Consider the following 13,737-nt stretch of genomic DNA (forward strand, 5'->3'; position numbering starts at 1 on the left):
GCAGCGTCTTGAACGATCTGCCGGCAGACGCGGGGCAGGATCCGGGGCAGGATCGCTCAGCCGCGCGGCAGGGCTTCGAGGAAGACGACCGGTTCGCCGCGCGACGGCGTTTCGAGCGCCCCTTCCCACATGACCTTGTGGCCGCGCACGACGGTGCCGACCGGCCAGCCGGTGACCGCGACGCCGTCGTAGGGCGTCCAGCCGCATTTGGAGGCGATCCAGTCGTTGCGGATGGTCTCGCGCCGTTTCAGGTCGACGACCGTGAAGTCTGCGTCATAGCCGATCGCGATGCGGCCCTTGCGGGCGATCTGGAACAGCCGCGCCGGGCCGGCGCTGGTCATGTCGACGAAGCGGGCAAGGCTCATGCGACCGGCATTGACGTGGTCGAGCATGATCGGCACCAGGGTCTGCACGCCGGTCATGCCCGAGGGCGAGGCGGGATAGGGCTTCTGCTTTTCTTCCAGCAGATGCGGCGCGTGATCGGAGCCGAAGATGTCGAGCAGGCCCTGGGACAGGCCCCACCACAGGCGGTCGCGGTGGTGCGGCGCGCGCACCGGAGGGTTCATCTGCACCAGGGTGCCCAGGCGGGCATAGGCCTCGTCGGTCAGCGTCAGGTGGTGCGGAGTGACCTCGATGGAGGCCACGTCCTTGTGGGCGACGAGGAAGTCGACCTCCTTCGCCGTCGACAGGTGCAGGATATGGATCCTGGCGCCGGTCTCGCGGGCGATGCGCACCAGGCGCTGCGTGCACTGGAGCGCGGCGATCTCGTCGCGCCAGACCGGATGCGAGCGCGGATCGTCCGCCAGCCGCTCGCCGAGGCGCTCGCGCAGGCGGAACTCGTCCTCCGAATGGAAGGCCGCACGCCGGCGCGCGGCCGACAGGATCGCCCTCACCCCGCTGTCGTCCTCGACCAGGAGATCGCCGGTCGACGAACCCATGAACACCTTGATGCCGGCCGCACCCGGCAGCCGTTCGAGCTCGGGAATGTCGGCGACGTTGTCGCGCGTGCCGCCGACCCAGAAGGCGAAGTCGCAGTGCATGCGGTGGCGGCCCATGCGGACCTTGTCGGCAAGCGCCGCCTCGGTGACGGTGAGCGGGTTGGTGTTGGGCATCTCGAACACGGCGGTGACGCCGCCCATGACCGCCGCGCGCGAGCCCGATTCGAGGTCTTCCTTGTGGTCGAGGCCGGGCTCGCGGAAATGCACCTGGCTGTCGATCACGCCGGGCAGGACGTGCAGGCCGGTGCAGTCGACCGTCTCGGCCGCCTGGCCCGGATCGAAGCTGCCAAGGCCTGCGATACGCCCGCCGCGCACGGCGACGTCGCGCAGGCCCGCGCCGTCCTGGTTGACCACGGTGCCGCCCTTGAGGATCAGATCGTAGGTCTCGGTCATCGCGGGATCGGCCTCCTTCGCCGGCATGTCGGTGTCGCTGCGGCTTATACCCGGCCGGCCCGGCAAGGACCAGTGGCGACGCGCGTACCCTTGCCGACGCTGCGCCGCCGGACTATGTCGGCGGGTGACATACGTGCTTTCCCGGAGGCCACGCCGATGACCGCAGCCCGATACGCCCTTCTCGCCAGCCGCGGCGTCGTCGAGGTCGGCGGTCCGGAAGCGCATCACTTCCTGCAGAACCTGATCACCTGCGACATGGACAAGGCCGCCGAGACCGGCGCCGGCTACGGCGCGCTGTTGACACCGCAGGGCAAGATCCTGTTCGACTTCCTGATCCTGAAGGACGGCGAGCGCTATCTGCTCGACACGCCGCGTGCGGCCGTCGCCGATCTGGTCAAGCGGCTCGTCTTCTACCGGTTGCGCGCCAGGGTCGAGATCGCCGACCGGAGCGAGGACCTGGCCGTCGCCGCGCTGTGGGGCACGGACGAAGCCCCCTCGGGCGCCGGCTCCGCGGTGCGCGACCCGCGCCTGCCCGTTCTCGGTTTTCGCCTCGTCGGCCCGCGCGAGGGACTGGCGCGGACGCTTGCCGCTGCCGGCGCCGAGGACGCCGGCGAGGCCGGCTGGCAGGCGCACCGCATCCGTCTCGGCGTGCCGGAGGCCGGTGCGGACTTCGCCCTCGGCGACGCCTTCCCGCACGACGCCGACATGGACCAACTGTCGGGCGTGTCGTTCCGCAAGGGCTGCTATGTCGGCCAGGAGGTGGTGTCGCGGATGGAGCACCGCAGCACCGCGCGCCGGCGCGTCGTCAAGGTCAGCGGGCAGCAGCCGCTGCCCGAAGCGGGCACGCCGATCACCGCCGACGGCAGGCCGGTTGGCACGCTCGGCTCCTCCACAGGCGGCGACGGGCTCGCCCTCGTGCGCCTTGACAAGGTGAAGGCCGCCCTCGACAACGGCGTCTCGCTGGAATGCGGAGCCGTGCCGCTCGCCGTCGCCCTGCCCGAGTGGGCCCGGTTCGGCTGGCCGGAGGCCGCTTCCGACACCTGACCGACGCCGCTCCCGGACCCGACGCCATGGCCGCCGACCGACCCGACCTGCCCCCGCGCGCCTGGCAGAGGATGCTGTCCGGACGCCGGCTCGACCTGCTCGACCCCTCGCCCCTCGACGTCGAGATCGCCGATATCGCGCACGGCCTCGCCCGCGTCGCGCGCTGGAACGGCCAGACCCGGGGCGACCACGCCTTCTCGGTCGCCGAGCACTGCCTGCTGGTGGAGGACATCGCCCGGCGGCTGCGGCCGGACCTGGCGCCGCAGTGGCGACTCGCGGTGCTGCTGCACGACGCACCCGAATATGTCATCGGCGACATGATCTCGCCGTTCAAAGCGGTTATGGGCGGCGACTACAAGGCAGTCGAGCACCGGCTGCAGGAAGCCATCCACGTCCGTTTCGGCCTGCCGGCGCGGCTGCCCGAGACGGTCCGCAAGCTGACCAAGCGCGCCGACATCATCGCCGCCTATTTCGAGGCGGTCGAACTAGCCGGTTTCGACGACGCGGAAGCTGGGCGCCTGTTCGGCCGGCCGCGCGGATTTCCGCTCGATGCCTTCGGCCAGCCGCGGCTCGGCCTCGTGCCCTTGCCCGCCGCCCAGGCGCAAGGCGCCTTCCTCGATCGCTTCCGCGACATCGAAACCCGCCGGGAACTTGCGGACAAGTGCAGAAACCGCGCCCACGGACGGTGACGTGACGGCAAGACGCAGGTACGCTTCCCCAAACCGGTCATCGATTGTCCATGCTTTACGTCTGTCCCCTGTCCCGCCTGAAGGAAACCGTCGACCGCTCCGGCGCCTCGCATCTGGTCAGCCTGATCAATGCCGACACGCATGTGGAGCGTCCCGACCGGATCGGCCCGGACCGGCACCTGTTTCTTGGCTTCAACGACATCGTCGACCCCGTCGAGGGGCTGATTCCGCCGGGCGAGGCCCATGTCGCCAGCCTGCTGCGCTTCGTGCGCGACTGGGATCGGTCGGCGCCGATGGTGATCCACTGCTGGGCCGGCATCAGCCGGTCGACCGCAGGCGCCTTCATCGCCGCCTGCGCCCTGGAGCCGGAGCGCGACGAGGCGGAGCTGGCGGCGGAGCTGCGCGCCCGGGCGCCGTCGGCGACGCCCAACGGGCGGCTAATCGCCATGGCCGACCGCCTGCTCGCGCGCGACGGACGCATGATCGACTCGGTGCGCGACATCGGCCGCGGCGCCACCGCCTTCGAGGGGACGCCGTTCGTCCTGCCCATCGGCTGAGGAGACGCTCATGAGCCTCGACACCGCGACGATCGAAATCGGCCTCAACGCCGTCATCGTCGCGGTTTCGGGCGGCATGCCGCAGGTCGTCGCCGTCGCGGGCACCCGGCCGGGAGAACCCGACGGCCTGCCCTTCGGCCCGTTCGACCCTCTGCGCCACCGCACCTTCGAGATCGGACTGCGCTCCTGGATCGATGACCAGACAGCGCTCTCGGTCGGTTACGTGGAACAGCTCTACACCTTCGGCGATCGCGGCCGGCACATGACGCGCGGGGATACCGGCCCGCATGTCGTCTCGGTCGGCTACCTGGCGCTGACGCGGCAGAGCTGCGGTTCCGACGAGGTGTTGTCACGGCATCATTCGTCCTGGCGATCCTGGTACGACTATTTCCCGTGGGAGGACTGGCGCCAGGACCGGCCCGACATGCTCGACGCCGAGATCCTGCCGGCGCTGCGCGACTGGGCGCGGCACACCCCGCCGGCCGACACGCCGCTGCGCGCGCTCGGCCGCCAGGAGCGCCTGCTGCTCGCCTTCGGCCAGGACGGTGTCGGCTGGGACGAGGAACGCGCGCTCGACCGCTACGAACTCCTCTATGAAGCGGGCCTGGTCGAGGAGGCGCTGCGCGACGGCCGCCCGGCGGCGACCGAGCGTCCCGGCCTGCCGAAATTCGGCCGGCCGATGCGCTTCGACCACCGCCGGGTGCTGGCGACCGCGATCTCGCGCCTGCGCGCCAAGCTGAAGTACCGGCCGGTGGTGTTCGAACTGATGCCGGAGACCTTCACGCTGACCGAGCTGCAGCAATCGGTGGAAGCGATCTTCGGACGCCACTTGCACAAGCAGAACTTCCGCCGTCTGGTCGAGAACGCCGAACTGGTCGAGCCGACCGGGGCGACGTCGACGGCGACCGGCGGCCGGCCGGCGGCCCTGTTCCGCTTCCGCCGCGAGATCCTGAAGGAACGCCCGGCGCCCGGCCTGCGCGTCGGCGGACGCTGAGGCGTCCCGACCACCGCCACGCTTAACCATGATCCGGGCATTCCGGCAAACCCGACGCAGCGTTCCAGCGCCCTCCGGCGGCATTAACGGAGTTTCAAGGTTAAGCGCCGACACTCGTCTCGTTCATTGCGGGTAACCGTCCGTTTACGAACCAGGGTCGGTGTAGCGCGGCCCGGTGTCGAGTTGGAGACGCGTAGCGTATGTCTGGTTCCGAGTACCGCCGCCCGAAGCGGCGCCAGCCGCGCCGGCGGTCCGGGCGCAGAGCCGCCCTGCTTCTCAGCCCGCTCGCCTTCTTCGGCCTCACGGCCTCGATCGGCGTCCAGGACGTCAACGGCCTGATCGCGGCGAACCAGTCGGCGGCGCCGAAATGGATGGCAGCCCTCGAAGCCGCGCCGCACGCGTCGTCGTTCGCGCCGACGCTGACCATGACGCCGAGCGCCGGCGACCCGGGCAATCCCCTCGCCGGTCCGCAGGTCGCCCTGACCTCGGCCGCCCCCGGCACCCAGGAGGCGATCATCCGCGGCCTGGAAAGCGTCGCCCGCGATGTGTTGCCGACCGAAATTCCCGACGAGATCCGCATCAATCGCGCCAGGAAGGGCGACCGCTTCATCACCAGGGCGCCGGACCGGGAGATGCTCGACCGCGCCGCCGGTTCCGTCTACACGCTGCCGAGCCTGATCGGCGACGGCGCGGAGGCCGACCTGCCGCGCGTCGCCTTCGTCAAGCCGGAACCGCTGACCCGCACGCAGTCGACCATGCTGGCCAAGGCCGGCAGGACCGGCGACGGCACCGGCGCACCGCTCGACCTGCAGAAGGTGATGATGGCGCGCAACGCCGCGGCGGCGAGCTTCTCGCTCGTCTCCGCCTATGCGCCCGAGACGGCGGAGGACATCCGCGAGCCGTTCAACGCCCTGTTCGGCGCCCAGTACGAGCAGGATCCGCCGCCGCCGGAAGATCCCAACAACCCGCACTGGTGGGCGCAGCGACCGCTGCCGCTGTCGGTGAGCGAGCCGAAGGAACAGCGCTGCCTCGCCGAGGCGATCTATTTCGAGGCGCGCGGCGAGTCCGAGGAGGGCCAGGTCGCCGTCGCCCAGGTGGTGCTCAACCGGGTCAAGAACCCGTCCTATCCCAACAGCATCTGCGAGGTCGTCTACCAGAACCGGCACAAGCGCAACCGCTGCCAGTTCTCCTTCGCCTGCGACGGCATCCCGGACCGAATCGCGTCCCAGGACGCCTGGGCGCGCGCCCAGCGCCTCGCCAAGGAAGTGGTCGGCGGCAAGCAGTATCTGAAGATGGTCGACGCCTCGACCCACTACCACGCCACCTACGTCAGCCCGCGTTGGGCCAACCAGATGTCCAAGCGCGGCAAGATCGGCCTGCACATCTTCTACAAGACGCACGCCGGCGGCTGGAACTGAGCCGTCCGGCGGTCGCTCACCCGGCCGCCGACAGGCGCTCGACCGGCTTTTCCGCGATCGGCCAGTGGATCACCGCAGCGGCGAGGCCGAGGGCGATGCCCATCCACCAGATGGCGTCGTAGGAGCCGGTCTCGTCATAGAGCCGGCCGCCCAGCCAGACGCCGAGGAACGAGCCGATCTGGTGGGAGAAGAACACGAAGCCGAACAGTGTCGCCATGTAGCGCGGGCCGAACATGACGGCGACCAGGCCGGAAGTCGGTGGCACGGTAGACAGCCACAGCAGGCCCATGACGGCGGCGAACACCATCACCGTCAGCGGCGAGGCCGGCACCAGGATGAAGACCAGGATCGCGACCGCGCGGGCGAAATAGATCAGCGACAGGAAGTGCGGCTTGGAATAGCGCCCGCCGATATAGCCGGAGGCGAGCGAGCCGACGATGTTGCACAGGCCGATCAACCCGATCGCCCAGGCACCCCAGCGCGCGTCGAGTCCGAGATCGGCGATGTAGGGCGGCAGGTGCACGGTGATGAAGGCGACGTGGAAGCCGCAGACGAAGAAGCCGAGGGTAAGCAGAACGTAGCCGCGGGTGCCGAAGGCCTCGGCAATCGCCGCGCCGAGCTTCTGGTCGGCCGCCGTGCCCTGGAAGGCGGCGGCATCGGCCTTGCCGCGTAGCGGGATGGCGAGCAGCGGGATCGCCACCATCAGGACGGCGAAGACGACGAGCGTCTGCTGCCAGCCGACGGTCTCGATCAGGCCAATGCCGAGCGGGGCGAACAGGAACTGGCCGAGTGAACCGGAGGCGGTGCCGACGCCGAAGGCGAGCGAGCGCTTCTCGGGCGTGACCGTGCGCGCGAAGGAGGCCAGCACCAGCGAGAAGGACGAAAAGGCGACACCGAGGCCGATCAGGATGCCGCCGGAGACATGCAGCATGACCGGCGCTTCGGCCTCAGCCATCAGCAGCAGGCCAAGGCCGTAGAGGACGGCGCCGAGCGTCAGCGTCTTCCAGGTGCCGAACCGGTCGGCCATCATGCCGGCGAGCGGCTGGCCGGCGCCCCAAAGCAGGTTCTGGATGGCGATGGCGAGAGCGAAGATTTCGCGGCTCCAGTCGCGCGCCTCGGTCATCGGCTGGAAGAACAGGCCCATCGCCGAACGCGGGCCGAAGGACAGCAGCGCGATAGCGCAGCCGCACAGGATGATCAGCGGAACGTTCGGACCGGCCTTGGCGGACGCGGCGGCGGAAGTATGGGACATGGTCGATTCCTTGCGGCCGGACCGGCGCGACGGGAGGGCCGTACTATGCTCAGGAATGCCGCGCAGGCAAAATCAATGTTTGTGAAACTCCCATCAGCACAACGGATGGACGCGTCCGCAGGTCCTTTGCCGTCTCAGCACCAGCTCGGCACCGGAACGCGACTCCGAAGTCTAATGAATTGTTTTTCATGGGCATTCGAAAAAGGTCAGGGTGCGGCACTTTAGGCCTATGGATTTCCTGCGCAAACGGGCCTATATAAGCTCACAAAGAGCAAAAGAAGGAATGGGACAAGGTCCCGTTTTCTTTTACCTCTAATATGCTCAATCAGAGCATAAAAGGAAGATCCCGGAAGGCGGGTCCCAGGAAAGGGAGAGGTCCCATGGCCACGACACTGATTTCCACCCATGCCGGAGCCGAGGCGCGCTGCGATGCTCGCCGGGGCGCGGCGCTGGCTCTGGACCGCTTCGGCGCCGTCGAGCGGCCCGAACTCGCCTATACGCCCGAGGTGGCCCGCGAGACCGCGCCTGTCTACGAAAAGGTCAGGCACATCATCCCGCCGATCGAATGGCCGGCGCTGGCGCCGACCATCCATGCCATCAACAGGCTCAAGAAGGAGCGCAACGCGGTCATCCTGGCGCACAACTACATGACGCCGGAGATCTTCCACGGCGTTGCCGACGTGGTTGGCGACAGCCTGCAACTCGCCATCGAGGCGACGCGCACGGATGCCGAGGTGATCGTCCAGTGCGGCGTGCACTTCATGGCCGAGACGTCCAAGATCCTCAACCCGTCCAAGACGGTGCTGATTCCCGACATGCGGGCCGGCTGCTCGCTGGCCGAATCGGTGACCGCCGCAGATGTGCGCGGCCTGCGCGAGCGCAATCCGGGCGTACCGATCATCACCTATGTCAACACGTCGGCGGCGGTGAAGGCCGAGTGCGACATCTGCTGCACCTCGTCCAACGCGGTGCAGGTGGTGGAAAGCCTCGGCGTCGACCGGGTGTTCCTGATCCCGGACAAGTATCTCGCCGCCAACGTGGCGCGCCAGACCTCCGTGGAGGTGCTGACCTGGGACGGCGCCTGCGAGGTGCACGAGCGCTTCACCGCGCAGGAACTGCGCGACTACCGCAGGATCGACCCGGACGTGAAGATCATTGCCCATCCGGAATGCCCGCCGGAGGTGGTTGCGGAGGCCGACTTCGCCGGCTCGACCGCGCACATGATCAACTGGGTCAAGACCCGGCGGCCGGCCAAGGTGATGATGATCACCGAATGCTCGATGGCCGACAACGTCGCCAGCGAGACGCCGGAGGTAGAATACATCCGGCCGTGCAACCTGTGCCCGCACATGAAGCGCATCACGCTGTCGAAGATCCTCGACGCGCTGGTCGAGATGAAGGAGGAGGTGCTGGTCGATCCGGACATCGCCGCCCGCGCACGCACCGCGGTCGAACGGATGATCAACCTCAAGAGCTGAATTGAATTGAGCCGAACCGGCCCCGGCCGGGCGGCGCGTCAGACGGGCGCGTTGTCCGGCCGCAGTTGTGCGGTGTAGACTCGCGTCGCGTCCTTTCCGCCGCACCCCGATCGAAAGCTCCTCCCATGGCCATTTCCCAGGAATTCCTTGCCCCGTCCCTGTCGACGAAGGGGGTCGACGACGTGGTCATCCTCGGCGGCGGGCTGGCCGGCCTGTTCTGCGCCCTCAAGCTGGCGCCGCGGCCGGTCACCGTGATCTCCAACGCGCCGATCGGCGAGGGCGCCGCCTCGGCCTGGGCGCAGGGCGGCATCGCGGCGGCCGTGTCGGAACACGACTCGGTGGACAAGCACAAGGCCGACACGATCGCCGTCGGCGGCGGACTGTGCCAGGAAAAGATCGTCGCCATGATGACCGCCGAGGCGCCCGAGCGCATCCGCGACCTGCTGTCCTACGGCGTGCCGTTCGACCGTGACCTCGAGGGCCGGCTGCAGCTGTCGCGCGAAGCGGCGCATTCGGAAAACCGGATCGTGCGCGTGCGCGGCGACATGGCCGGCCGGGCGATCATGGACGCGCTGGTCGCCGCGGTGCGCCAGACGCCATCGATCCGCGTCATCGAGGGCTATCTCGGCGAAAGCCTGCTGACCGAGGGACGCTACGTCACCGGCGTGCTGGCGCGCAAGCGCGGCGGGCTGGAGCGGCTCGCCTTCGCCGCCCATGCCGTGGTGATCGCCTCCGGCGGCATCGGCCACCTCTATGCGGTGACCACCAATCCGGGCGAAGCCAACGGCCACGGCCTCGGCATGGCGGCGCGCGCCGGCGCGGTGCTCGCCGACGCCGAATTCGTCCAGTTCCATCCGACCGCGCTCGACGTCGGCAAGGACCCTGCCCCGCTCGCCACCGAGGCGCTGCGCGGCGAAGGCTCGACCCTGGTCAACGCCGCCGGCGAACGCTTCATGGAAGCCGTTCATCCGCTCAAGGAACTGGCCCCGCGCGACATCGTCGCGCGCGCCATCTTCCGCGAGCGTGCCGCCGGCCGCGGCGCCTTCCTCGACTGCCGGCAGGCGATCGGCGCCGCGTTCCCCGACCGGTTCCCGACCGTCCATGCCGCCTGCCGGGCGGCCGGCATCGATCCCGTCACCCAGCCGATCCCGGTCACCCCGGCCGAGCACTACCACATGGGCGGCATCCTCACCGACGCCAACGGCCGCACCTCGCTCGACGGCCTGTGGGCCTGCGGCGAGGTCGCCTCGACCGGCGCCCACGGCGCCAACCGGCTCGCCTCCAACTCGCTGCTCGAGGCGGTGGTGTTCGCCGCGCGCATCGCCGAGGACATCCAGGGCCTGATGCCGACGCCGCGCACCGCCTACTGGAACGCGCTCGACGACGAGGCCAGCCTGCCGAGCCAGCGCAACACCGAGGAGCGCGACGCCATCGACGTGCTGCGCCGGACCATGAGCGAACTGGTCGGCGTCGAGCGCGATGCCGACGGCCTGGCGCTGGCGCTGGCGCGCATCTGCGCGGCGGAGGCGCGCTGCCAGCGCAGCTCGATCCGCAACATGATGACCGCCGGCAAGATCATCGCGGCCGCCGCGCTGAAGCGCACCGAAAGCCGCGGCGCGCACTTCCGCTCCGATTTCCCGCGCGAGGATCCGGCCCAGGCTGTGCGCTCCTTCACGACCCTGCCGGAGGTCGAGGCGATCGCCCGCAAGGCGGCCGACAGCGTCGGCTCGGAGGCGCGCGCATGACGGCCCTGCTACCCGAACTGCCGCGTCTGCTGGTCGAGGACGCCGTCAAGGCGGCGCTCCTGGAAGACTGGGGCCGCGCCGGCGACATCACCAGCCAGGCGACGATCCCGGCGACGGCGCAGGCGCGCGCCGTCATCGCCGGCCGCAAGCCGGGCGTGCTTGCCGGCCTCGACCTTGCGGTGGCCGCCTTCGCGCTGACCGATCCAGCCGTTTCCGTCGAGCGCATGCTGACCGATGGCGCGCGGCTTGGCCGCGGCGACGTCGTCGCGCGCATCGAGGGCCCGGCACGGGCGATCCTGTCGGCCGAGCGCGTCGCACTCAATTTCCTCGGCCACCTGTCCGGCATCGCCACGGCGACGGCCGCCTTCGCCGAGCGCATCGCGCACACGCGTGCGAAGATCGTCTGCACACGCAAGACGACGCCAGGGCTGCGGTCGCTCGAGAAATACGCCGTGCGCTGCGGCGGCGGCGCCAACCACCGCTTCGGCCTCGACGACGCGATCCTGATCAAGGACAACCACGTCGCGGTCGCCGGCGGCGTGCGCCCGGCGATCGCCGCGGCGCGGGCCTTTGCCGGTCACCTGGTCAAAATCGAGGTCGAGGTCGACACGCTGGACCAGTTGGCCGAGGCGCTGGAAGCCGGGCCGGACGTGATCATGCTCGACAACATGAGCCCCGAGACGATGCGCCGGGCCGTCGCCCTGACCGCCGGCCGCGCCGTGCTGGAAGCCTCCGGCGGCATCGAACTCGACACCGCGGCAGCCGTCGCCGAGACCGGCGTCGACCTGCTGTCGTCCGGCTGGATCACCCATTCCGCCCCCGTCCTCGACCTCGGCCTCGACATCGAGATCGGCTGACGGCGGCAGCGGCAGCGCCTGGCCTCCGGCCCCGCCCGCGCTCTGGTCCGCCGCCGGATGGATCCCCGCTCAAGGCGGGGATGACCTCGTCGTAGGGGAACGAGGCGCTGCGGACGTGCGGAAGCGAGGCCCGTCAGCCGGCGACCCTGGAGAAGTCGGCGACGGTGCCGGCGACGTCGCGGATCTCGGCCAGCAGGCGCAGGCGGTTCGCGCGCACCCCCGCGTCCTCGGCGTTGACTAGGATCTCCTCGAAGAAGCGGTCGACGGGCGCGCGCAGGTGCGCCAGCGCCGTCATGGCGGCCTCGAAATCCTCGCCGGCAAGCGCCTCGCCAACCTCGGCGCGGGCGGCGTCGATGGCGGCGGCGAGTTGGATCTCGGCCGGCTCGACCAGATGATCGGCGTGCGGCCGGCCCTCGACCGGCGCGCCGTCCTTCTTCTCCTCGATGCGCAGGATGTTGACCGCGCGCCTGTAGCCGGCGAGCAGGTTGGCGCCGTCGTCGGTCGACAGGAAGGTGCCGAGCGCCTCGACGCGGCGGACGATCATCAACAGGTCGTCCTGGCCGCCGAGGGCGAAGACGGCGTCGATCAGATCGTGGCGCGCACCCTCGTCCTTCAGGTGCACCTTGAGGCGGTCGGCGAAGAAGGCGAGGAGATCTTCGACGAGCGCATCCGGATCGCTCAATCCGATGCCCAGGTTGCTTTGAGCCGCACCAATCAGCCTGGCGAGCGGCAGCCGCAGCCCATTCTCCAGCACGATGCGGATCACGCCCAACGCGGCGCGGCGCAGCGCGTAAGGGTCCTTGGAGCCGGTCGGCTTCTCGTCGATGGCCCAGAAGCCGGCCAGCAGGTCGAGCTTGTCGGAGAGCGCCACGGCGATCGCCACCGGATCGGTCGGGACGCGGTCGCTCGGGCCCTGGGGCTTGTAATGGTCCTCGATGGCCGTGGCGACGGAAGCGTCCTCGCCCTGCGCGGTCGCGTAGTAGCGGCCCATCAGGCCCTGCAGCTCGGGGAACTCGTAGACCATCGCCGACACGAGGTCGGCCTTGGCGAGTTCGGCGCCGCGCCGCGCCTTGTCCGTATCGGCGCCGACCAGCGGAGCCAGTTCGACGGCCAAAGCCTCCAGCCGCTTCACCCGCTCGCCCTGGCTGCCGAGCTTGTCGTGAAAGACAATGCCATCGAGCTTGGGCAGGGTGTCGGCGAGCTTCGTCTTCAGGTCGGTTTCCCAGAAGAAGCGGGCGTCGGACAGGCGCGCGCGGATGACCTTCTCGTTGCCGGCGACGACCACCTTGCCGCCATCGGCGGGCACGATGTTGGAGGTCAGCACGAAGCGGTTGGCGAGCCTGCCCGTCTTCGGGTCCCTGAGCACGAAGCATTTCTGGTTGGCGCGGATGGTGAGGCGGATGCACTCGTCCGGGATCGCCAGGAACGCCTCCTCGAAGCTGCCGGTCAGCACCACCGGCCATTCGACCAGGCCGGCGACCTCCTCCAGCAGGCCCTCGTCCTCGACCAGTTCCAGGCCGAGCGCCAGCGCCCGGTCGCGGGCGTCGTGCAGGATCATGTCCTTGCGCCGATCGGCGTCGAGCACGACCTTGTGCTTCTCCAGCTTGGGCATGTAGTCGTCGAAGCGGCGCACCCGGATCTCGGCGTCGGCGAGGAAGCGGTGGCCGCGCGTGGTGTCGCCGGACACGATGCCGTCGACCTCGAAGCGGACGATCTCCGGCTCCTCGGTCTCGGGGCCGAAGGTGGCGAGGATCGACTGCAGCGGCCGCACCCAGCGCAGCTGGCCCGCCCCCCAGCGCATCGATTTCGGCCAGGGGAAGGCGCGGACGATGCCCGGCATCGCCTCGGCGATGATGTCGATCGCCGGCCGGCCCGGCCTCTCGATGACGGCGACATAGAAGTCGCCCTTCTTCGGATCGGTCTGGATCGTCGCCTCATCGATCGACGACAGGCCGGCGCCGCGCAGGAAGCCCTCCAGCGCCTTGTCCGGCGCGCCGACGCGCGGACCCTTGCGCTCCTCGCGCGTCGCGCTGGAGGCGACCGGCAGGCCGGCGACATGCAGGGCGAGACGGCGCGGCGTCGAGAAGGCCTTGGCACCCTCGTAGGTCAGGCCGGCCTCGACCAGCGCGTTGGTGACGAGCGACTTCAGGTCTTCGGCCGCACGGCGCTGCATGCGGGCGGGAATTTCCTCGCTGAACAGTTCAAGGAGGAGATCGGGCATCGGGGTCTCGGGCCTTCGCTAGAGGAACGGCGCGCCGCGCGGGCAGGCCGGCGACGTCCGTTACCAAGTCGGACGGGCGTTGTCACCCCCC

11 protein-coding genes are annotated in these 13,737 nt (G+C 69.7%); 8 read left to right on the forward strand and 3 right to left on the reverse strand.

The annotated features are described in order from the left end of the window. Positions 1–56 precede the first annotated feature (56 nt). Positions 57–1,418, reverse strand: coding sequence for a dihydroorotase (locus tag SL003B_RS16800; protein ID WP_013654061.1), 1,362 nt, complete (start codon positions 1,416–1,418; stop codon positions 57–59). A gap of 129 nt (positions 1,419–1,547) precedes the next feature. Between SL003B_RS16800 and ygfZ the strand changes: the two genes are divergently transcribed. The 5 genes from ygfZ to SL003B_RS16825 all read left to right on the forward strand — a co-directional run bounded on the left by ygfZ (position 1,548) and on the right by SL003B_RS16825 (position 6,093). Next, positions 1,548–2,435: a CAF17-like 4Fe-4S cluster assembly/insertion protein YgfZ gene (gene ygfZ / locus SL003B_RS16805; RefSeq protein ID WP_013654062.1), complete on the forward strand. Its 888-nt coding sequence runs from the start codon at positions 1,548–1,550 to the stop codon at positions 2,433–2,435. 26 nt (positions 2,436–2,461) lie between these two features. After that, complete coding sequence (locus tag SL003B_RS16810) at positions 2,462–3,124, forward strand: HD domain-containing protein (RefSeq protein WP_013654063.1); 663 nt, start codon at positions 2,462–2,464, stop codon at positions 3,122–3,124. 50 nt (positions 3,125–3,174) lie between these two features. Then, positions 3,175–3,681, forward strand: a complete 507-nt coding sequence (locus SL003B_RS16815; protein WP_013654064.1) for a tyrosine phosphatase family protein — start codon at positions 3,175–3,177, stop codon at positions 3,679–3,681. 10 nt (positions 3,682–3,691) lie between these two features. Beyond that, complete coding sequence (locus SL003B_RS16820) at positions 3,692–4,675, forward strand: NUDIX hydrolase (protein WP_013654065.1); 984 nt, start codon at positions 3,692–3,694, stop codon at positions 4,673–4,675. A 200-nt stretch (positions 4,676–4,875) separates the two neighbouring features. Then, positions 4,876–6,093: a cell wall hydrolase gene (locus SL003B_RS16825; protein WP_013654066.1), complete on the forward strand. Its 1,218-nt coding sequence runs from the start codon at positions 4,876–4,878 to the stop codon at positions 6,091–6,093. Positions 6,094–6,109: 16 nt separating this feature from the next. Here the strand turns inward: SL003B_RS16825 and SL003B_RS16830 are convergent, their stop codons facing one another. Continuing rightward, a complete protein-coding gene (locus SL003B_RS16830) occupies positions 6,110–7,345 on the reverse strand; it encodes an MFS transporter (protein ID WP_013654067.1) in 1,236 nt (411 codons plus the stop codon). Between the two features lie 380 nt (positions 7,346–7,725). Here SL003B_RS16830 and nadA point away from each other — a divergent pair, with 380 nt between their 5' ends. The 3 genes from nadA (at position 7,726) to nadC (ending at position 11,425) form a co-directional block, all read left to right on the forward strand. Then, entirely contained in the window at positions 7,726–8,823 is a 1,098-nt protein-coding gene (gene nadA / locus SL003B_RS16835; protein WP_013654068.1) for a quinolinate synthase NadA, read from the forward strand. Positions 8,824–8,948: 125 nt separating this feature from the next. Continuing rightward, positions 8,949–10,568: an L-aspartate oxidase gene (locus SL003B_RS16840; protein WP_013654069.1), complete on the forward strand. Its 1,620-nt coding sequence runs from the start codon at positions 8,949–8,951 to the stop codon at positions 10,566–10,568. Further along, on the forward strand, positions 10,565–11,425 hold the full coding sequence (nadC, locus tag SL003B_RS16845; RefSeq protein ID WP_013654070.1) for a carboxylating nicotinate-nucleotide diphosphorylase: 861 nt from the start codon (positions 10,565–10,567) through the stop codon (positions 11,423–11,425). The genes SL003B_RS16840 and nadC overlap by 4 nt, the downstream gene beginning before the upstream one ends. A gap of 133 nt (positions 11,426–11,558) precedes the next feature. Here the strand turns inward: nadC and glyS are convergent, their stop codons facing one another. After that, on the reverse strand, positions 11,559–13,646 hold the full coding sequence (gene glyS / locus SL003B_RS16850; protein WP_013654071.1) for a glycine--tRNA ligase subunit beta: 2,088 nt from the start codon (positions 13,644–13,646) through the stop codon (positions 11,559–11,561). Positions 13,647–13,737: the final 91 nt, after the last annotated feature.

Source organism: Polymorphum gilvum SL003B-26A1 (assembly GCF_000192745.1).
Taxonomy (GTDB): Bacteria; Pseudomonadota; Alphaproteobacteria; order Rhizobiales; family Stappiaceae; genus Polymorphum; species Polymorphum gilvum.

Coding starts and splice junctions, on each gene's coding strand:
- SL003B_RS16800 (WP_013654061.1), bottom strand. CDS start 1,418: ATGCCGGCGAAGGAGGCCGATCCCGCGATGACCGAGACCTACGATCTG.
- ygfZ (WP_013654062.1), top strand. CDS start 1,548: ATGACCGCAGCCCGATACGCCCTTCTCGCCAGCCGCGGCGTCGTCGAG.
- SL003B_RS16810 (WP_013654063.1), top strand. CDS start 2,462: ATGGCCGCCGACCGACCCGACCTGCCCCCGCGCGCCTGGCAGAGGATG.
- SL003B_RS16815 (WP_013654064.1), top strand. CDS start 3,175: ATGCTTTACGTCTGTCCCCTGTCCCGCCTGAAGGAAACCGTCGACCGC.
- SL003B_RS16820 (WP_013654065.1), top strand. CDS start 3,692: ATGAGCCTCGACACCGCGACGATCGAAATCGGCCTCAACGCCGTCATC.
- SL003B_RS16825 (WP_013654066.1), top strand. CDS start 4,876: ATGTCTGGTTCCGAGTACCGCCGCCCGAAGCGGCGCCAGCCGCGCCGG.
- SL003B_RS16830 (WP_013654067.1), bottom strand. CDS start 7,345: ATGTCCCATACTTCCGCCGCCGCGTCCGCCAAGGCCGGTCCGAACGTT.
- nadA (WP_013654068.1), top strand. CDS start 7,726: ATGGCCACGACACTGATTTCCACCCATGCCGGAGCCGAGGCGCGCTGC.
- SL003B_RS16840 (WP_013654069.1), top strand. CDS start 8,949: ATGGCCATTTCCCAGGAATTCCTTGCCCCGTCCCTGTCGACGAAGGGG.
- nadC (WP_013654070.1), top strand. CDS start 10,565: ATGACGGCCCTGCTACCCGAACTGCCGCGTCTGCTGGTCGAGGACGCC.
- glyS (WP_013654071.1), bottom strand. CDS start 13,646: ATGCCCGATCTCCTCCTTGAACTGTTCAGCGAGGAAATTCCCGCCCGC.